Consider the following 20,175-nt stretch of genomic DNA (forward strand, 5'->3'; position numbering starts at 1 on the left):
TTCAAGTCCAGTACGACCCACCACATATAAAACCTCCTTATTTTATCTCTAGTTTTCAAAAGCATCGCCACTCTTTACAAAACACAGGCTCGATGGTTCAAGTCCAGTACGACCCACCACATATAACAATCACTTCTAATATCTAACTTCTAATATCTATCACTCACTACTCCATTTATTGATATAACCCAAAGCTAAACTTTAAATCATTGCAAAAGCTGTAATTTGCCTTGTCAGCAGCTAGACTGTTTATTATAGTCATCGTTAATGTCACTTAGTCGCAAGTCCAATGCCTGCAAAGATTTTTTCGAAAGCCAAAATTTTAATAGTTGAAGAGCAGCCACTTGCTCAAAGCTATATGAAACAGTCCTTAGAGGGATTGGGGTTTCGTCAGTTGCGTTTTGCTGAGCATGCAATTGCAGCAAAAGAACAATGTCAAATTGAGCAATTTGATCTCATCGTTTGTTCATTTAACCTTAGTAAACATCAAGATGGTTATCAGCTTTATGAAGAGCTGAAAATGAAGCGTCTTATAAAAAACTCTACCGGCTTTATTTTTATTTCAGCTGAAACAAGCGGCTCGTTAGTTCACAGTGTACTCGAGCTACAACCAGATGATTTCTTAGTTAAACCCTTTACAATTAACGAATTAAAAAATCGTATTGAAAAAGTGTTATTGCGCAAAAGTAACCTACATCAAATTTATCAACTTATTGATGATGGGAATGACTCCAAAGCAATTAAACAAATTGATGCCTTGCTGCAAAACAAAGGTAATAGTTACAGCGCCATTCTGTTGAGATTAAAAGGCGACGCCCTTCTTCGCCTTAAGCGCTTTGAAGAGGCCAAAACATTTTTTAAATCAGTGCTCGATATTCAAAAATTTACTTGGGCAAAAGTTGGTTTAGTCGAAGCGCTTATTGCTAATAATGAACATACCCTAGCACACCGCATGCTTAAGACGATGTTGCAGCGCAGTGAAACGAGACTAGTTGCGCTGGATTTACTAGGTCGATTAGAAATTAAACTCAATAAGTTTGATGAGGCTCAGGACTTTTTTAGTAAAGCTGTTGAGATTGCCCCACGTAACATTGACCGCCAAAAAGCCCTGAGTCATGTATCATTGCTTAATCATGATTATGAAAAAAACTATTTAACTCAAAAAGATATTGCCAGTTACGCAAAGCACTCAATTCACGATAACCCTGATATATATTTAAATGCGGCGCGCGCAGGGATTGATTTTGCTTTAACGACGGATCAAACCGATCAAGTTAATCGCATTTCGAGACAGACAAACCAGTACTTAAGTGATTTAAAAAAGCAGTTTCCGAATAGTAATAATCAAACACAAATTGATGTTCTCAATGCGCGTTTGCATTATTTAAAGGATGAACATCAAAAGGCTAAAGCACTTATCAATCAGCTTGATGAAAGTGACACTCAAATTCGTTCAGTAGATGGTGCGCTCGATAAAGCGAAAGCGTTTCATGAGCTTGGTTTTCACCACAAAGCACAGATGCTATTTAACCAAATTATCACTCACTGTGAACGCCACCCATCAGTTAGCGATCCGGTGTATTTACGTTATATTCAACAACAACAAACTGAACGACGAGATATCAAGCTCGGTCCGAAAGAGCTCAATAATCACGCTGTAACACAATTTAATAAAGGTCAGCTCAATACGGCACTTGAAGCCTTCACCCAAGCATTTAGGATCATGCCTAAAAATGCCAGCATCGCTTTAAACCTACTGCAATGTTTATTCGATACAAATAACCAAGGCCAATCATTTAATTTAGCGCTCGCGAAAAAATGTTTTGCCTTGCTAGATGCGCAAACATTAGAAGATGAACAAGCAATCCGCTTTGAAAAAATTAAAGCCTTAGCTGCAAAGTTAAAAATTAAGCTTGCTGAGTAATCGAGTATGGCATTTTCTTTGTTTAAATTTAAAAAGCCCCTCCTAAGCGTTGCGCTTTTAATCTTTTGCCAATACAGCTTTGCCTCAGCAACATTACAACATTGGCAACAAGCCAGTATCAATTGGCAAAGTAAAGCAGGTAGCCATATCAATATTTTGGCTGATGAGCAGCCTGCATTTATGGCGTTAAAACCCTACATTCCTTTATTTGAGCAGCTAACAGGGATTTCTGTTGGCTTTCATGCTTTAGAACAATCACAAATGCGTGTTCGTCGCCATCAAGATTTAAGCGAGGCTTCAGGGCTTTACGATGTACTGCCGATGGGGATTACCTTTTTAGGTGAAGCGCAAAGCCAAGGCTGGATTGAGCCCTTGCAGCCTTACATTGATAACCCAAAACTGACAGACAAAACTTGGTATCAGTTAGAAGACATTAGTGAGCGTAGCCTAGCGCTTTGTAAAATTGATAACACGCTATATTCGTTACCATTTGATTTTTCTGCGCCGATTTATTTTTATCGCAAAGATCTTTTCGAACGTTTTAACTTAGCAGTTCCCGATACCTACGAGCAACTACAAGCAACCAAGGTTAAGTTACAACGGGAAATCGACCGCACCCCTTCTTTAAATGGTATGCATGCATTTGCCTCACGGACATTGCCCGGTGCAGGATTAAACACTTGGACTGTATTACCTGTTATGCGTGCTTATGGCGCTGAAGTTATCGACGCGCAGGGCCAGTCAGTTTTTAATAGCCCTGAAACGGCACAAAGCCTACAAGTGTATCGCGACCTAGTAACAGGGTTCGGCAATCCAGATAACAGCCGCTTACTGCATTTTTATGAAATTCGTCGCCTGTTTAAAGAAGGCCGCCTTGCCTCGGCCTTTTTGGCTTCTCATTTTTATAATGAAATAGATACCGCCGAAGAGTCAGATATTTGGAATAAATGGGAAGCAGCCCCCTTGCCTGCTGGTCCAATCGCCAGAGAAACATCTCCTTGGGCATGGGCATTTGCAATTAATAGCAAATCAACTAACAAAGATGCTGCATGGTTATTTATTCAATGGGCAACCAGTGAGCAGACCGCCGCACTACTTAGTACAGGAGGCTCACCGCCTAGACAAAAAGTGTGGCACGAGAAGCTGTTTACTCTAGTAAACAAACCTGGCTTTAATAAAGCCATGTTGTGGGTGTTTGAGCATGCAACGCCTGATCGCCTTCAGGCTGGCATGGTCGAGTTTCCGGTTATTGGCGAAATTATTTCGCAAACCTTTAGCCAAATTTTCTATGGTGCAGATATAAAACAATCAATCAAAAGCACAGACGCAAAAATTAACGCTAATATGCAAGCATTAAAAGTACGGAGCAATATTGAGCAATGAGAATTAGTATTGCCCACAAAATTTTAATGATCATTGGCTTTACCATTACCCTTATTTTAGGGGCAAGTACGTCGTTGCATGTAATGGAGCTTAAAGAGCAAACACTTTTGAACATGAGTGAAAAAGCCGATGCGATTGTCTCGCCCATGTTGTCAGAAATAAACAGCCTCACACAAGACAATACCGTGGGAAGTTGGGTGCTTAAAATTCAGGGTATTACATTAAAGAACATTTTAAAAAATAATACCTTTGATGATTTAAAGACGATTTACTTTATCGACCAAAATAACTTTATCGCTGCACACCCAGATAACAGTAAAGTAGATACCCTAGAAACTAACCAAGTGCTGCTAAAACAGCTCAACCCTGAGAAAAATGCCATTGTAGCCATGGATCAGCAATATGCTGTTGCTGTGCCAATTAGCAATTTTCAGGGGGAAAACATCGGTTACGTTATCGTAAGCTTTTCAGATAAAGACTTAGCGTTAAAGACTAAATCGATTATTAGTAATGCAGTTTCGCTGTTTGCTATTTACCTGTTAACCGCACTTATCATCGCCTATATCATTATTCGCCGTATTATTTTACAGCCCATTGATCAGCTCGTAGAATTTTCTCATGCTGTGACCACGGGTGATTTAAACTGCCCTATTAATATAAAAAGCCAAGATGAAATAGGTACTCTCGCCAGTGGCTTTAAAATGATGCGCGCTGCGGTTAGACAGCAGATCAACAGCATGCATGAACAACATAGTTTGCTTGAAGACACGGTTGCAAAGCGCACTCAAGAGTACCTTGATGCTAAAGAACAAGCTGAGCAATCAAATCAGGCTAAAAGTCGCTTTTTAGCTAATATGTCACATGAGTTAAGAACTCCGCTCAATGCAGTGCTAGGTTTTAGCCAATTACTACAAGATAGCGAAACAGATAAAAATAAGCGTCGTTATTTAGAAGCAATATCAATCTCTGGAAATTCACTGCTTAATGTTTTGAATGACATTCTCGATTTATCAAAAATCGATGCTGGTAAAATGCAACTCGATATTGAGCGTGTAGAAATCCCTAAAATGTGCCATGAGCTTAATATGATGTTTTTACAGCTCAGTGCGCAAAAAGATCTCGATTTACAAATAACCTCTCACCCTGAGTTAACAACTCCAGTGTTACTTGATAGCAATAAAGTTCGCCAAGTACTAACCAACTTAATCAGTAATGCTATTAAGTTCACAGCACAAGGCAGTGTTAAAGTGTATTTTGATTTTAAAGCACACGATGACAACAGCAATATTGATATCAAAATTCATGTCACAGACACAGGTAAGGGTATTCCTAAAGATCAACAAGATCTTATTTTTAATGATTTTGAACAAGTACAAGGCCAACGTAGTTCTGAGTTTGGTGGAACGGGGTTAGGTCTTGCGATTTCACTGCGTTTTATCAAGCTAATGGGTGGTGAGTTATCGGTGATCAGCGATAAAGATAAAGGCAGTGAGTTTATCGTGTCGTTACCAAATATTGAATTAGCTGAATCTAAAAATGAAGTGAAACATCGTAACTACCCCGCTATTTCGAGCTACCACTTTAATCCTGCTCGCATTTTGATTGTTGATGATATTCCCTACAACCGTGACTATTTAGAGTCCTTCTTATCACGCTGGAGCTTTACCGTAGACACGGCTATCAATGGTGAAGATGCCCTTAAAAAAATTGAGCAGCATCAGCCTGATTTAATCATCATGGATTTAAAAATGCCGGTGATGGGCGGATTAGAAGCAAGTCAGTTAATTCGCAGTGATGATCGCTTCAAGCATATTCCAATCATTGCGGTTACAGCATCGGTATTAAAAGATGATAAGGCGCAATCCAGTATTTTGACAGACTACATAATCAGTAAGCCAATTCACCGTGAGCACCTTATTTTTATCATTGCTCAATACTTAGATTAGGTAATGATTAGATAGAGATTAAATACGCATTAGTCGCGTTTTTTCATCGCTATAGCATTCATGCAATAGCGTAAGCCACTTGGCGGTGGACCATCAGGAAATACATGTCCTAAATGTGCATCGCAAACATTACATACGGCTTCAATGCGCTGCATACCATGGCTAGAGTCCGCGATATAGGCAATGCTTTCAACACTGCTAGGCTGGGTAAATGACGGCCAGCCTGTGCCACTATCGAACTTTTCATCGCCATCAAAAAGTAAGTTGTCACAACACACACACGCATATTGACCTGGTTCAAATATCGTACATGAATCAGAGCTATGCGGACGTTCGGTGCCTTTTAAACGGGTTACATAGAATGCATCTTGTTCGAGCTCAACTTGCCATTCAGATGGCGATTTTTCGACTCGACGTGAAGGTGTTGGGTTACCGTTATGGGCAAACTCTAAAATATCTTGCCAAGTTAACATAATGCTCCCTCAGGGTTGAATACAACAATTGCACAGTACATCACAAGCACTACTAAGGGCAAGCAACGTGCGTCTAGTAATTACTGTGTTTGTAACCTGATATCTATTTGTGCACGTTCACGCTCAGAAAGTAGCTGTGCTAAATGACTATTTATTTGGCTGCTGTTAACACTTAATACGGCTGTTATCAGCTGGTCATTGACATCAGTTACATGGATTATCCCTTCGCCGATTTCAATCTGCTTAATTTGGCCAATTAATACAAACTCAGCTTTGCGTTTAAAATCGAATAAACCAGCCAGACTTATCAGCGCTAGCTGATTCACATCACGCTTTAGTAAATCGGCAATGGGATTACGCGCTACAAATAACGGAGTTACCCGATAAAGGCTTGATAAAGTAATAAAGCCCCATAACATCACAAACAACGAAAATGCAGCACTGTGCCAAAGTGGCGTAAATACCCACAAAGCAATTAATACCAGCGCGATCGTGAGTGAAATTTTTGCTAAAAGCTTATTAATTGCCAACATATTGCAGCCCTATTTCTTTTCAATTGGATCTGGCCAATCATTAAAAAAGACCGACAGATATCTGCTTTTTAATAAATATAACAGTACCCATAACACCAGCACCATTTGACACGCTAAGAAAAACGAAAACTGATAGTGACTGTGCGCAGCCTGATAGGTTAACCAACTTAAATCTGTGATTGCACACAAAATTAATGGCCAGCGCATAAAACGCCATATAGACGCCAGACGTTTCGCACTTTCAGCATTTTCTTGAGGTCGGCGTAAACAAAAGATCACCGCCGGTAATAAGGCGATTGCAGCTATGGCAATGGCTGTAAAGAAATCGCTTTTCGATTTAAAAAACAGCGACATGATATCTAAATCAGGGCGACGGCTCAGCGCCGCCATCAGCCAAATAAAGTAACTGCGTAACAACACTAACAAAGTTAAATGAAACGCTACTGGGGTTCGATAAGCGCCGTGTTTATCCCAGTATTCTGGACCGTAGCGATTCATATTTGGTTCTTCTTATCGGCAATGATGCCAAGTACCAAAAACGCAGCTGTAAGTGTAAGCGCCAGCCATTTAACACCGAGTAGCAGTAGCAACTTACTTAAAAATGGAGTTACAAACACCACAAGTAAGCCCATGCCAAACCCTGTGACCAACACAAAGCAAAGCACGCGAATAATAAAGTGACGACGCGCGACAAAGCGCTTGGTCACTTTAATAATATCGTTTGCATACAAGGATATAAAACACACCACCAGCAATAATGAAATATTGTAAAGGTGTGGTTGCAGCCAGCTGCCAATTGTTAAAGCAACTGACGACAATGCCTGCAATAGACTATCCATTGTGCTCACTTAAAAGTGCAATGAGGTCAGCCTCAGTTAACACATCAATGCCTAAGTCTTGTGCTTTGGTTAATTTTGAGCCTGCTTTTTCACCCGCAATCAGTGCATCTGTTTTAGTCGATACACTACCCGACACTTTTGCACCTAACGCTTGTAAACGTGCTTTTGCATCATTACGATTAAGCTCACTCAATGTGCCGGTCAGTACGTAAGTTAAGCCAGCTAATGGCTGCGCATCGGCGCTCGGTGCTGTTAATTCTGGCCAGTGAATACCTTGCTCAACTAACGCATTTACAACTGCCATATTGTGCTCTTCGCTAAAGAAGCCACGTACATGCTTAGCAACGATCTCACCTACGTCACTTACTTCAGTTAACGCATCAACGCTTGCTTGAGTGATTTTTTCTAGAGTTAAAAAATGGTTTGCTAAGTTTTGCGCGGTTGCTTCACCGACTTCACGAATACCTAACGAATATAGGAATTTAGCTAAGGTTGTTTGTTTCGCATCTTGTAGTGCATTAACTAAGTTCTTAGCTGACTTTGGACCCATTCGCTCTAGTGATTCAAAATGCCCTTGTTTAAGGATAAATAAATCAGCAGGCGTTTTGATCAGTTCACGGTCAACTAGTTGGTCAACAATTTTGTCGCCTAAGCCATCAACATCAAGTGCTTTACGTGACGCAAAATGTTTAATTGCTTGCTTACGCTGCGCTTGGCACACTAAGCCACCCGTACAACGGGCAACCGCTTCACCTTCAATGCGCTCCACATGTGAGTCACAAATTGGGCAAGTAGCTGGAAATTCAATGTCTTTTGCATCGTCAGGGCGACGTTCAAGGACCACTTGGGTTATTTGTGGAATAACATCACCCGCACGACGTATAATCACGGTATCGCCAATTTTAACGCCTAAACGGGCAATTTCATCGCCGTTGTGAAGTGTTGCATTAGATACCGTTACGCCACCTACAAATACCGGCTCTAATCGTGCTACAGGGGTGATTGCGCCAGTGCGCCCTACCTGAAACTCAACATCAAGTAATTGGGTGATTTCTTCTTGCGCCGGGAATTTAAAAGCAATTGCCCAGCGTGGTGCTCGTGCCACAAAGCCTAAACGCTCTTGTCGTTTTTTGTCATTTACTTTAATAACCACACCGTCAATTTCGTAGGCAAGGCTACTTCGACGCGTCAAGATATCTTGGTAGTAATCAAGTGCAGCTTGCTGACCTTCAACCAGTTTTGTTTCTGGGCAAAGTGGTAAACCCCAATCGGTGAGTTTAGCTAGCTGTTGGTAATGATCTTCTGGTAACTGCCCATCGGCAACAAGCCCAGTGCTGTAGGCATAAAACATCAGTGGACGCTTTGCTGTTACTTTAGAGTCAAGCTGACGTAAGCTACCAGCCGCAGCATTACGTGGGTTAACAAACACTTTGTCGCCACGTTTTTCGGCTTCACTGTTTAGTTTGGCAAAACCGGCGCTATCCATAAATACTTCACCGCGCACTTCAAGCTCTGCTGGGAAGTCATCGCCACGTAACTTAAGCGGCACATTACGAATTGTTTTCACGTTTTGAGTGATGTTTTCACCCACCATACCATCGCCACGGGTGGCTGCTTGAACTAAAACACCATCACGATAAATAATCGATACCGCTAAACCATCAAGCTTTGGCTCACAACAAAAAGTCAGCTCATTGTTGTCCATTAGACGCTCTTTGATACGGCGGTTAAAGGCGGCAAACTCTTCTTCTGAAAACGCATTATCAAGTGACAGCATTGGCACTTGGTGAGTAACTTGCTCAAACTTATCAAGTGCGGCGCCACCGACTTTCTGGCTTGGTGAGTCAGGGCTTTGAAACTCAGGATTAGCTTGCTCAAGGGCGCTCAATTCGCGCATTAAACGGTCATATTCAGCATCAGGAATGCTAGGTGCATCCAGCACATAATAATTATGGTTATGCTCTTCTAACTGGGCACGAAGTTGGCTAATTTGCTCAAAGATGGGGCTGGACATGAAAACCTCAAAAATCTACATAAAAAAGCCACTTAGACGACTTAACGCCAAGTGGCCTAATACTTATACTCTGTGTGTGCGATTACGATGAAAAGCTGCGAACTTTCTCAACATACTCACGAACGCTTTCAACCGTCATTTCTTCACGGTTGCTATCTAAAATCGTTGCACCAAATTCATCGGCTAGCTTTTTAGCAGCACTGTGCAACATGTTGAATGCACTTAGACCGTCGCCATCACATGGTAAGGTCATAAATAAGCTAACACCTGCCGTACTAAACTGTTCCATATTATCAATATCGAACGTACCTGGGTTGTACATATTCACTAAACGGAATAACACCGGGCCTGTGCCAGCTGGGTCTAAATGACGGTTAAAGAAACCTTCTTCAGAATACTTAAAGCCTAACATATTAACAGCTGGCAATAATTGGCTGCCATCCATTGTTAAACCTTCTGGCATTTGTAAATGCACGATAATGAAATCGGTTGGAGCTTGTGCATCAGCAGGTTCTTCTTCAACTTCTTGTTGCTCAGCTTCAGGCTCTTCAACAACCTGTTCTGAAACAGCCGGCTCGTCGTGACTTTCTGCTGAAAAGCTTAAATCACCAAACTCTGGCTCATCACGCTCTTGCGATTTTGCAGTCGCAGGCTCTTGAACCTCGCTGGTTGTTTCGTTCGGTTCAACCCGCTCAAGTGATGGCGTATCTGGGCTGTCCTTTTTACGCACCGACCATAAGCCGTGAATTAATAAACCACCAATGACAAATACACTGATTACGATTAAAGCCCATCTTAATTCTTCGGCCATCCCCTCACCTTTATTATTTGATATGCCTAAATTTTATGCATGTGCCATTTGCACAGCTTGTTCTATATCTACAGCGACCATACGTGATACACCTGGTTCAGCCATAGTTACACCGGTCAACCTGCCTGCCATTTCCATAGCAATCTTGTTATGACTGATATAAATAAATTGTACTGATTGTGACATCTCTTCTACCAAACGGCAAAAACGACCCACGTTCGCATCATCCAATGGCGCATCCACTTCATCTAGCATACAGAATGGAGCTGGATTGAGCCTGAATATTGAAAACACCAATGATAATGCGGTCAGCGCTTTTTCTCCACCACTAAGCAGGTGAATTGTCGAATTTTTCTTGCCTGGTGGCCTTGCCATGATGCTCACCCCACTTTCAAGTAGATCATCACTGGTCAATTCAAGGTAAGCACTACCGCCACCAAACACTTTTGGGAATAACTCCCCAAAGTCTGTATTTACTTGTTCAAAGGTCGCCTTGAAACGATTTTTTGTTTCTCGGTCGATTTTTTGAATCGCCCCCTCAAGGGTATTTAATGCTTGTGTTAAGTCATCAAGCTGCTGATTTAAATAATCGCTGCGCTGTTTAGCCTGCTCAAACTCATCTATTGCCGCTAAGTTCACCGCGCCAAGTTCATTTAATGCTTGCGTGGTTTTTGTAAGCCTCGTTTGCATGCTATTTAAATTGGCATTGTCAGGCAGTTCTTCAAGTACTGTTTTTAAATTTTGTTCCAGTTCTTCAAGTGGCTCTAACGCAGCTTGCGCCTTCACGATTAAACTTTGCTCATCCAGCGCTAATGCTTGCAACTGCTCTTGTAACGTCACCAACTCAGATTGCGATGATTTCAACGCTGTTTGCTTATCAGCAAGCTCCTTTTTAGCTTGACTCAAGGCCGCTTGCAAGTTTTTCAGCTCAACGTCACTTTGTTGATGCTTTTCAAGCAATAGCATAATTTGCTCTGCTACTTCTTCAAGCGGGATCACTAATTCTTCTAGTTGCTCGTTGAGCTCTAATACGGCTTCACTGGCAGCACTTTGTGCGGCATTTGCATGCTGTAGTTTGGTTTCGCTAAGTTGACATTCACTGCGAGCTTTTTGTTCGGCCAAATTTGCTTGATGTGCTTGCGTTTTATATTGCTCAAGCATAGAAGCCACTTGGCGATAGCGGTTATTTGCCTCAGCTTGTTGGTGTTTTGCTTGCTCTAACTCAGTTTCAAGTTCTAATTGCTGCTCTAACAGTTGTTCAAGTAAACACTGCTGAGTTTGTTGCTGTTCGTCAGCATTTTGCTTTTGCTCAGCCAGTAAGGTTTGACGCTGTTGCAACTTAACAAGCTGGTTTTGCCACTGGGTTTGCTGCTCTAATAACATATCGCGTCGAGTGCTGGCCGATGCAATCTGCTGAGCTGCTTGGTGAATTCGTTCTCTGTATTGCTCTTTGTCGGCGATAAGTGTTTTCTTGTGAGCTAGATGCTCATTTAGCAATTGCTGCTTAGTTTCTAATTGCTCGTTGAGTTCTTCATCTAACTGCTGAGCATCACTTAGCTGAGCATGCTTTAAAAGCAAAGAATTGTCGGCGTCTTTATTGGCATCGGTATGAAAGTTACGACCATGCATACAGCCCTCTTCATCAATCACAGCCAGCCAATATGTATCCGCCAAAATAGCGTCATCAAAACAAGGTTGAAATGCAAACCGTGCTAATAAATCAGGGTAAGCACCCGATTCGATATAATTAGCTAATGACTCTTTTGGTAACTCATCATCAGATGCAGGCCAAACACTGTTAGGCTCTTTATGTTGACTGACCTTTAGATGCTCAAGGCCAAGTAGGGCTTGTTCAATTAGCGGCTCAAAGCCAGAAGCCACCTTTAACTGCGCCAATAGAGAGACACTCTCGCTGTTGGTTTGCTCTGATAACACAGAATTAAGCGCAGCTATGCTGGCTCTATTTTCATTACTGTGCTGCTGAACCCGCTTTAAGTCCTGCTCTAAGTGCTGTTGCTCTTTATCCGCTTGTTCTAGATTTTGAGTGAGCTTATTCAGCGCACTTTGTTGCTGCGCAAGCTCTTTCGTCAGTGATTGAATTTGCTGTTGTTGCTCTGCAATTTGCGCTGCAACTGGAGTCGCTTCAAGTTCATTAATTTCAGCGGCAAGTTGTGCCTGCTGAGACTCGAGTTGCGCAACAGTCTGGGCAAAGTGAGCCTGTTGATTCTTTGCAACATTAATATCACTGCTATGAGCTTGGCTTTTCTGTAAGGTGCTTTGATATTGCTCATTGGCGCTTTGCGTTTGTTGCTGTTGCTGTGCGACTTGTTCTTCAACCTCTGCAACTTGCTCAGCGCACAGTAAACTTTGCTCAATCGCTTCTTGTAGCTGCTCTTGTAAAATGGCGGCTGAGGCGTGTTGCTCTTCTTGCAGCTCTTTATTTTGTAACTGCAGTTGTTGCTGTTTGATGAGGTTTTGACTAAGTGTTTGCTGTTGCTGCTTTAAGCTGATCTGTTGCTGCTCTTTGCGGGTTAAATCAGTGTGTGTTTGATGCTGAGCCTGCTGTGCGTCTTGCAGTTTTTGCTGCTCAAGCTGCACTTGATTTTCAAGGCTTGCTAAAACATCATCGTGGCCAGAGTGCGCTTCTCTAAAGAACTGGATTTGCTCTTTAAGTTTATTAATTTGCTCAGCTTTATCAATTTGTTGTTGGTGTAACTTCTGCCACTTTAAAACCGCAATTTGCCCTTTTAAGGTGCGCTCAGTGGCTTTTAGCTCTCGGTATTTTTTTGCATCGACTGATTGCACTGCAAGTTTATCGAGCTGTGTTTGCAACTCCTGCCTTACATCAAGCAACCGCTCAAGGTTTTCGCGGGTGCTTTTAATGCGGGTTTGCGTTTCACGACGACGCTCTTTGTATTTTGAAACCCCCGCAGCTTCTTCTAAAAAAACACGTAAATCAGCCGGTTTACTCTCAATTAAACGCGAGATCATGCCCTGCTCAATAATCGCATAGCTGCGCGGGCCAAGACCTGTGCCTAAAAAGATGTCGGTAATATCACGCTTACGGCATTTGCTGCCATTTAGAAAATAAATTGACTGGCCATCTCGAGTCACTAAGCGTTTGATCGCCACTTGGTTTCGATCAGCAAAGGTATTCGGTAAATGACCACTGGTGTTATCAAACACCAACTCAACAGAGGCTTGTGAAATTGGCTTTCGATTAGTTGAGCCGTTAAAAATAACATCGGTCATGGCATCGCCACGTAAGTTTTTAGCTGAGCTTTCACCGAGCACCCAACGCACTGCATCGATGACATTTGATTTGCCACAGCCGTTCGGGCCGACAACACACGTCATCTGATCAGGAAATGGGATCTTAGTGAGTTCAACAAACGATTTGAAACCCGCTAATTTTATGGTGCTTAAGCGCATCTAATTGTTTTACCGATTTTTATTGTTATTCTTCAATTTAACCCATTTTAGGGTAAAAGGTTAAGCGTGGCGCTTAAAATTATCTAAAATAATACCCGTTGCCATCGCTACATTGAGCGATTCTGCTTGACCATAAGCCGGAATGGTTATTTTATCAGTAACTAAGCTTTCGCAATCAGTACGTATACCATGAGATTCACTGCCCATTAGTAATACGGCATCTTGTTTAAGAGCAGTTTTGTGGATGTTCTCACCTTCTAAAAATGCACCATACACTGGGAGGTTTAGGCTTGGTAAGTAACTGGTTAAATCAGTTTGTGAGACACACACGCGAGCAAATGAACCCATTGTGGCGCTAATAGTTTTCGGGTTATAAGCATCCGCACTGTCTTTGCTGGTAACAATATGCTTAATACCATACCAATCAGCAACACGAATAATCGTTCCTAAATTCCCCGGATCCGACACGCCATCAAGGGCTAAAATAAGTCCCGATGTTGGTAATGCTTGCTCACTTGGCATATCAACAACAGCAATTGCGGCGTTGTTACTAACAAGCGTACTAGCTTTGGTAAGGCTGTCTTCATCTGCTTCAATGACTTGATGGGCTGCAAGTGCTGATTGATGCGCAGACATAAATGCAGGAGTCGCAAAGATATGAGCAATGCTAAAACCACTGTTTAGTAATTCAAGTACATTTTTTTCGCCTTGAACAAGGTACTGGTTATATTGCTTACGGTATTTCTTTTGACCTAATGCACGAATTAGTTTCAGTTGGTTTTTTGAAATCATAACAGCCTCATAAAATGATGGTTAAGTATATCACCAAGGTCACAGATTCTGTACTCGAAAAACCAAGGGGAAAGTGCCAATTGCTTATTCAATCAGCACTTTTAAGAGACACTAGCTAATAAGAGGCATTAACTAATTTTTGTCAGCCATTCATTTAACCATGGCTCAGTAACAGGCCAAGGCTCAAAATCTTCACAGGCATCAATTTCTAAACGATGACCAACAGGTTTTGCCTGTAAATCGCGAAACAGCTCATCAAAACTGCGACCTGCACCACAAAACGTATCGCCATAGCTGCGGTCGCCCATAGCAATAATGCCGTATTGCTTGCCTGTTAACATAGGAAATTGATCATTTAATTGGCTATATAAAGCGATTAAATTGTCAGGAATATCGCCCTGACCCGTCGTTGAAGTGATCACTAAAATATGTGACGCAGCCAGCATGTCATCAACCGTGCCATTTTCAACTAATTGCGCTTGATGCTCAGACTTTTCAATGACTTCAATAACTTGTTCGCTTAAACGCTCAGCACCGCCGTAAACACTGCCGACAAAAATACTAATGGTTGCCATAATAATCCTTTTCTTCTGTTGGCCAGCCAAGTTGCTGGCAAATCGTTAACATTGCATCGCCTAAAGGCGCTCTAATTGTTATTGGTTGCTTGCTATAAGGGTGCACAAACTTTAATTCAGAGGCAAATAACATTAACCGACGAAGTTTAAAATGCTCTCTAAAAAATTGATTATGCTGATTATCACCATGATTTACATCACCAATAATTGGCAATGATAAATGTTTTAAATGACGACGAATTTGATGTTTGCGGCCAGTTTTTGGAAAACACTCCACCAGCGAGTAACGAACTGTTGGGTATTTACCAATTGGAATAGGCAAGCTTGCTTGGTGCAGGCAATGAAATTGCGTTTGTGCTTCTTGCGGTGCTTTATTTTGATCAGCAAACTTATCGGCAATTTTATCAAGCTCTTCTTTTAAAGGTTTATCTAAGAAGATTGATTCGTTTAAAAAGCCTCTTACTAAAGCTAAGTAACGTTTTTCAATTTGCCCATCAATAAACAACTGGTTCATGTCACGGGCTGCTTCTGAGCTTAACGCAAACAGTAATACGCCTGAAGTTGGTCTATCTAAACGATGTACAGGAAACACGTGTTGGCCTATTTGGTCACGCAGCATTTGCATTGCAAATTGGGTTTCGTGTTTGTCTAAAAACGAACGGTGAACCAATAAACCGGATGGTTTATCAATCGCAATGTAATTTTCATCGCGGTACAGAATCGATAACTCATCAAATTGTGGCTTAACACTCTCTTGCATCTTAGTTATCACTCAAAAGTTGATCGAGTTTTTGTAAAACGTTAATCACATCACTACCGCCGCTGTGTTGTGCCAGCATCATTTCAGCCATAGGTGCAATTGCAAAATTACGGGGTAAAGGCTGGGCATGTGCAATGAGGGTATGCATTTTTTCAAGAAAAACAAATTGCAGCCATTGCTCAAAAGCCATGGTGTCATGACAAAACGGCACACTAGAATTGAGTGCACTTGGGTCAATCGGTGTTGTTTGCCAAAGTGAATGGCGTTGTAATGTGGATTCTAATTCGCGCAGCAGCGCCAAAGTCTGTTGATGCATTGTAAAACTCTTAATACCTTTGTGCTTAGTATACCCTGTTCCAAGGCGCCATGGTATGGCGTATAATTCACGGCTGATATAGATTAAAAACGGTAATTGAGATTTTATGACTGAGCAGATCGCCACTTTAGGGCAACTTCTGGATGCAGCAGGTACCACTTGGCGTGCCTTCGATATTGGCAGACACATCACGAAATTAGACAAAAAACAATTTCTTGCCATTGAAGAAACAAAAATCCCTTACCCTTACCCGCTTGCTGGTCATGCTTGGCTTGCTATTCAATTTTGGGATGTAAAAGCGTCTAAAGAACCTTATGTATGGTTTTTAAAATTCCCCCTAGATGAGCAAAGCCGTCTTGTAAGTGCAAGCCGCGATCATTTCGCAAATATGGTAATTGAAGCGCTTGGTACAGAAATTACCGGTGAAAATGCCGAAGGCAAATTAGACAACAACCCGTATGTATTTACGCCAAACGCCAACAAGCTAGCAGCATTTAATGCACAGGTTAAATGTTTACTTAAACAAAGTGCTTCACAGTATTACGAATATGCGCAGCTGTATTTTTCAGGCAAACTCGGTTTTGATAATTGGCAAAGTGTTGCTGTACAAGGTATTGCAGACTTTGCGATGCGTTTAGATAACGACAACAATTTAGCAAATCTACAAGCCGCTTGGGGGCAATTACCAGTCGAAGTATTACAGCCGCTAAGTGCAATGCTTGAACATGTTGCAATCGAACCCGTGTTTGCAGAGCAATTGTTAGCCTATGGTTTAAACGCCATAGAGAATAAAGACGACATCGCCCTTGTCGCAGCTCTTAGAAGCTTATCAAAAACACCAGCACAAGGTTTAACTGCGCAACTTGTTGATACTGTATTACGCTCTGATATGAACACCCAGTCAGATGTACTACTAACGATTGCGGGGCGCTGTTTTAGCACACTTGAAGACCCAGAACGCTTACACGTGTTTATGGATTGCTGTGCACACCACACTGAAATTGAACAACTGTTTGTGAGTATTTTCACCGATTTAGTTGCAATTCCTAGTATTCGCCCTCACCTACTAGGTTTATTAAGAAAAGAAAATCGTAGCGAAACACTCGCTCGAGCAATTGGAAGGTTATTTTCGTAAATGGCAGGCTTGTGGACACTCATCATCATTGGCAGCATCATCTACTTTTTTTGGTTAAACAGAAAAGTGGCCGAAGCAGCTAATCTTCATGCACAAAGACAAATTGAGCAATTAAATGTGCAATTGATGAGTGTTGCTTGCAATAAGCGCCGACTTGGCATTTTAAAAAACGGTAAACCAGGTATAAAAAGCGAATTTATTTTTGAGTTTTCAAGTGATGGACAAAACGTGTATCAAGGCGTTTTGATCATGGAAAACGAATTACTTAAAAGCGTAGTAATACCGCCGCATAAGATTTAAGTTACAAGTTGCGAGTTGCGAGTTGCGAGTTGCGAGTTGCGAGTTGCGAGTTATACAAGAATAATTGCAAGTGCGAGAAGTGCAACCTCCAGAAAGAACTAAGGCGTAGCTAATAGCCACGCCCCAATCTTGCTACTTCCATGATTAAGTATCCTTACTTATGCCGAAGCTGCCTTTTTATCTTTCCCCTGAACGGGTATACATCCGATACACCCACCATGCTACTTCATGTAACATTTAACACATCCTAGTGCCGTCCTCTTGCCGTCAATGACTATCCACTTCGTTTTCCAAACGCTCCTTTAGCTTCCTGCTAAAATCATCCTTTGGTCAGTCCTTTTCAATCGCTCCGCGATTGTACTGCATCCTGGCAGTGTCCTCGTTCTTCCTTGCTTCCCTAGCTCTTGTCCCTTTGCTTCCTGCTAAGCATCTTGCTTTATTGCCATAATCCTAATCCTTGGCATCAGTTCAATCATTGAACCTGCGTCTTCTTGACATGATTAAGTTTAGAGAAATGCGGATATCTTGGTAGGCATAAAAAGTAATTTTTTCTAAGTCACAAAAATGACAAAAACAATAAATCCTTTAAAATCATTACAATAAGCAATTATAGGTACAAATTTAAAGGCATTAAACTGATAAAACGCACAGCAATGTGAGATTTATCTCACATTGCTATTTCCAAAACGTCCTTTTGTCAATTTGCTGCTTTGAACATCAAGTCACCTTCAACTTGGTTAAAGCTTAATGCTTTGAACACTTCAAACCCTTCAGAGCTAAAGAATTCGCGCTGTTCAGAGCGAGTAACAAATACGGCTAAACCACTTGCTTGATTGCTTGACTCAACTAAATCATCAAGCCCTCGTAGCAGATATCTGCCTAAACCTTGCCCCTGAAAATGTGGGTCAACGGCTATAAAGGCTAAAAACAGATAATGGCCTTTACTCGAGAGCGCTTCACGAATAGTGCGCTCTTTTTCTATAAGCTGATTGGTTTGCAAGTAACCCGCACTAAGCATCAGTTTTAAGCGCCAATGCCAGTATCGTTCAGCTTGCAGTTCACTTGCCGAATCGAATACACAGGCAATGGCTTTTAATCTACTTTGTGAGTAAAGACCTATTAGAGGCTGCTTTTCTTGCCAGAAACTTGCTAGCTCTTCACGTACTAAAGCACGTAATTTAGTTTCATATTTACTTGGGTTATCTTGTTGAAAACCTAATACATTCTGAAGAACGGGATCATCATGATAGGCTTGATAAATAAGGCTTGCGGCAGTGCTAATATCTTCAGCACTCAGGTATTGCACACTTAAGGTTTCGGGTTCAGCAACTGTCAAAATACTCATCCTTTTATTTGTTTTATTATTTTCGTACTAGACTATAAGGTATATACCCAACAGCGATTAAAGACAAATTCAGCGTAAGTTAAACTGCGGTTCATCATCATTAAGTTCAAGCAGTAATAATTATCGCCATACACAAGGAGCAGGACTATGGATACGACAAAACATGATATTTCGACCCTATTTGCACAACTTGGTTTACCGAGCAAAGAAAGTGAAATAGATGCTTTTATAGCATCCCATCAACTATCTGATACAACCCTATTGCAGGAAGCGCCTTTTTGGGATGAAGCTCAGCAACACTTTTTAGCAGAATCACTTGCAGAAGATGGTGCTTGGAGCGAGGTGATTGATGAATTAGACGCAAGGTTACGCCAGTAACGCCTGCGACCTAATTTACGAGCTTAAATAACATTCTTTTAGCTCGTAAATTAGGAAAGTAATTTCACTCCACATCTATTATTGCTACCATACGCGCGCACTGCAGCCCATATACTGCGGTGCTTTTTAGTCTTTATAAAAGAGTTTATACAAAAATGAATGCCGTTGTATTTGATGCAATTAAAACCCTTCTTGATGAAGGTAAAACCCCGACAGTTGCCTTAACTAAAAGTAAGCTAGCCCAACCAATGCCGATGCCTGTGATCATCGCTGCGGTTAGCCAATATAAAAACAATCCGGATTCAATTAATAATTTCATCAATAACCCGTCAAATGAACAACTGAGTACACCAAAGGAAAGTCAATTGGATCGTATTGAAGCTAAATTAGATAGGTTATTAGCACTGCTTGAGAAAAAATAATGTTTGTTGTCGATCTGACTTTTGATTGCTACCAAGATACTACCCTAGAGCTTGCTGAGCAGGCGATAAACCGCCTAGTGAATGCGCTTCGTTTTAACGGCCAAATTATTGGTGATGAATTTCCAACGGTTTTAAAAGATGGATTTTTCATTACTCGTGTAATGTGCCCAACCGAAGATGCGATGCATCCGCTCAACCATAGCCCGTTTGTAAAACATAGCATTGAGCAATTAAACACTGCAGGCTTACTGGCACCAAAAGTTAAAGTGGTCGGCCAAGACATTCACTCAAATGGCGCAGACATGTGTCATGATCCGTCGTGCTATATTTTGTATACCACGTACGTGCACACCTGTAGCCCGCTTTATTGTGGTGATGACTTTTTGCCTGTGCCGTTATTTCGCATTCCAGCAATTGCCAATGGCGATTACAAAACACTCATTAAATGGCAAGAAGACTGGCAAGCCTGCGATCAAATTCAGATCAATGGTGCAACCCGTTGTGAATTTCCTGCGCTTGAGGAGCTAACTAGCATCAAGAGTGACTTATACCGCCGTGGTCGCGATATCACGAAACGTATTAGTTTTCTAACCAAGAAGCCGGTTTATTACTATTTATATCGTGTAGGCGGCGTTGACAAAGAGTCAGAGCTTAAACGTCGCTGCCCAAGCTGCGATGGCGAGTGGAAATTACCAGAGCCATGGTTTGGCTTATTTGATTTTCGTTGTGAGCCCTGTGGCATTGTTTCGAATATCTCGTGGGACTTTCAATAGCTTAATAAAGGCAATAAATTAAAA

Annotated in this window: 19 protein-coding genes and 2 pseudogenes; 9 read left to right on the forward strand and 12 right to left on the reverse strand. The window is 41.5% G+C overall.

The window, feature by feature from the left end:
• Window positions 1-289: 289 nt before the first annotated feature.
• The 3 genes from AN213_RS17690 to AN213_RS17700 are packed head-to-tail and all read left to right on the forward strand — an operon-like array spanning window position 290 to window position 5,253.
• Window positions 290-1,924, forward strand: a complete 1,635-nt coding sequence (locus tag AN213_RS17690) for a response regulator (RefSeq protein WP_054563633.1) — start codon at window positions 290-292, stop codon at window positions 1,922-1,924.
• A 6-nt stretch (window positions 1,925-1,930) separates the two neighbouring features.
• Window positions 1,931-3,307, forward strand: coding sequence for an extracellular solute-binding protein (locus AN213_RS17695; protein WP_054563632.1), 1,377 nt, complete (start codon window positions 1,931-1,933; stop codon window positions 3,305-3,307).
• Complete coding sequence (locus tag AN213_RS17700; protein ID WP_055199264.1) at window positions 3,304-5,253, forward strand: ATP-binding protein; 1,950 nt, start codon at window positions 3,304-3,306, stop codon at window positions 5,251-5,253. The genes AN213_RS17695 and AN213_RS17700 overlap by 4 nt, the downstream gene beginning before the upstream one ends.
• Before the next feature lie 29 nt (window positions 5,254-5,282).
• Here the strand turns inward: AN213_RS17700 and msrB are convergent.
• Window positions 5,283-5,645: pseudogene (gene msrB, locus AN213_RS17705) on the reverse strand (peptide-methionine (R)-S-oxide reductase MsrB); the annotation flags it as partial.
• Between the two features lie 19 nt (window positions 5,646-5,664).
• On the opposite strand from msrB, the pseudogene AN213_RS20595 reads away from it, so the two are divergent.
• A pseudogene (locus AN213_RS20595) lies at window positions 5,665-5,745 on the forward strand (hypothetical protein); the annotation flags it as partial.
• Between the two features lie 61 nt (window positions 5,746-5,806).
• On the opposite strand, the gene AN213_RS17710 reads toward AN213_RS20595, so the two are convergent.
• From AN213_RS17710 to AN213_RS17755, 10 genes are all read right to left on the reverse strand, one after another.
• Window positions 5,807-6,259, reverse strand: coding sequence for a hypothetical protein (locus AN213_RS17710; RefSeq protein ID WP_055199266.1), 453 nt, complete (start codon window positions 6,257-6,259; stop codon window positions 5,807-5,809).
• Between the two features lie 9 nt (window positions 6,260-6,268).
• Window positions 6,269-6,757, reverse strand: coding sequence for a DUF2919 domain-containing protein (locus tag AN213_RS17715; RefSeq protein WP_055199267.1), 489 nt, complete (start codon window positions 6,755-6,757; stop codon window positions 6,269-6,271).
• A complete protein-coding gene (locus AN213_RS17720; RefSeq protein ID WP_055021909.1) occupies window positions 6,754-7,098 on the reverse strand; it encodes a DUF3392 family protein in 345 nt (114 codons plus the stop codon). Before AN213_RS17720 ends, AN213_RS17715 begins: the two co-directional genes overlap by 4 nt.
• Entirely contained in the window at window positions 7,091-9,112 is a 2,022-nt protein-coding gene (gene ligA / locus AN213_RS17725; RefSeq protein ID WP_055199268.1) for an NAD-dependent DNA ligase LigA, read from the reverse strand. The genes AN213_RS17720 and ligA overlap by 8 nt, the downstream gene beginning before the upstream one ends.
• An 82-nt stretch (window positions 9,113-9,194) precedes the next feature.
• Window positions 9,195-9,923 carry a cell division protein ZipA gene (gene zipA, locus AN213_RS17730; RefSeq protein WP_055199269.1) on the reverse strand — a complete coding sequence of 243 codons (729 nt, stop codon included), beginning with the start codon at window positions 9,921-9,923 and terminating at the stop codon, window positions 9,195-9,197.
• A gap of 33 nt (window positions 9,924-9,956) precedes the next feature.
• The gene (locus tag AN213_RS17735) at window positions 9,957-13,355 is read right to left on the reverse strand and encodes a chromosome segregation SMC family protein (RefSeq protein ID WP_055199270.1); all 3,399 of its coding nucleotides are present in this window, start codon (window positions 13,353-13,355) and stop codon (window positions 9,957-9,959) included.
• A gap of 60 nt (window positions 13,356-13,415) precedes the next feature.
• On the reverse strand, window positions 13,416-14,147 hold the full coding sequence (locus AN213_RS17740) for an RNA methyltransferase (RefSeq protein WP_055199271.1): 732 nt from the start codon (window positions 14,145-14,147) through the stop codon (window positions 13,416-13,418).
• Window positions 14,148-14,275: 128 nt separating this feature from the next.
• Window positions 14,276-14,722 carry a flavodoxin gene (locus AN213_RS17745; protein ID WP_054563623.1) on the reverse strand — a complete coding sequence of 149 codons (447 nt, stop codon included), beginning with the start codon at window positions 14,720-14,722 and terminating at the stop codon, window positions 14,276-14,278.
• Window positions 14,709-15,482 carry a tRNA pseudouridine(65) synthase TruC gene (truC, locus tag AN213_RS17750; RefSeq protein ID WP_054563622.1) on the reverse strand — a complete coding sequence of 258 codons (774 nt, stop codon included), beginning with the start codon at window positions 15,480-15,482 and terminating at the stop codon, window positions 14,709-14,711. Before truC ends, AN213_RS17745 begins: the two co-directional genes overlap by 14 nt.
• 1 nt (window position 15,483) lies before the next feature.
• Window positions 15,484-15,798: a YqcC family protein gene (locus AN213_RS17755; protein WP_055199272.1), complete on the reverse strand. Its 315-nt coding sequence runs from the start codon at window positions 15,796-15,798 to the stop codon at window positions 15,484-15,486.
• Between the two features lie 106 nt (window positions 15,799-15,904).
• Between AN213_RS17755 and AN213_RS17760 the strand changes: the two genes are divergently transcribed.
• Entirely contained in the window at window positions 15,905-16,933 is a 1,029-nt protein-coding gene (locus AN213_RS17760; RefSeq protein ID WP_055021914.1) for a DUF3549 family protein, read from the forward strand.
• On the forward strand, window positions 16,934-17,233 hold the full coding sequence (locus tag AN213_RS17765) for a DUF3301 domain-containing protein (protein WP_054563619.1): 300 nt from the start codon (window positions 16,934-16,936) through the stop codon (window positions 17,231-17,233).
• Window positions 17,234-17,930: 697 nt separating this feature from the next.
• Here AN213_RS17765 and AN213_RS17770 read toward each other — a convergent pair.
• Complete coding sequence (locus AN213_RS17770; protein ID WP_054563618.1) at window positions 17,931-18,578, reverse strand: GNAT family N-acetyltransferase; 648 nt, start codon at window positions 18,576-18,578, stop codon at window positions 17,931-17,933.
• A 147-nt stretch (window positions 18,579-18,725) separates the two neighbouring features.
• On the opposite strand from AN213_RS17770, the gene AN213_RS17775 reads away from it, so the two are divergent.
• The 3 genes from AN213_RS17775 to AN213_RS17785 all read left to right on the forward strand — a co-directional run bounded on the left by AN213_RS17775 (window position 18,726) and on the right by AN213_RS17785 (window position 20,151).
• Window positions 18,726-18,956 carry a DUF2789 domain-containing protein gene (locus tag AN213_RS17775; RefSeq protein WP_036969581.1) on the forward strand — a complete coding sequence of 77 codons (231 nt, stop codon included), beginning with the start codon at window positions 18,726-18,728 and terminating at the stop codon, window positions 18,954-18,956.
• A gap of 155 nt (window positions 18,957-19,111) precedes the next feature.
• Window positions 19,112-19,378: a hypothetical protein gene (locus tag AN213_RS17780; protein ID WP_055021916.1), complete on the forward strand. Its 267-nt coding sequence runs from the start codon at window positions 19,112-19,114 to the stop codon at window positions 19,376-19,378.
• A complete protein-coding gene (locus AN213_RS17785) occupies window positions 19,378-20,151 on the forward strand; it encodes a Zn-ribbon-containing protein (protein WP_054553724.1) in 774 nt (257 codons plus the stop codon). Before AN213_RS17780 ends, AN213_RS17785 begins: the two co-directional genes overlap by 1 nt.
• The last annotated feature ends 24 nt before the right edge of the window (window positions 20,152-20,175 follow it).

The organism is Pseudoalteromonas sp. P1-8, from assembly GCF_001399985.1.
Taxonomy (GTDB): domain Bacteria; phylum Pseudomonadota; class Gammaproteobacteria; order Enterobacterales; family Alteromonadaceae; genus Pseudoalteromonas.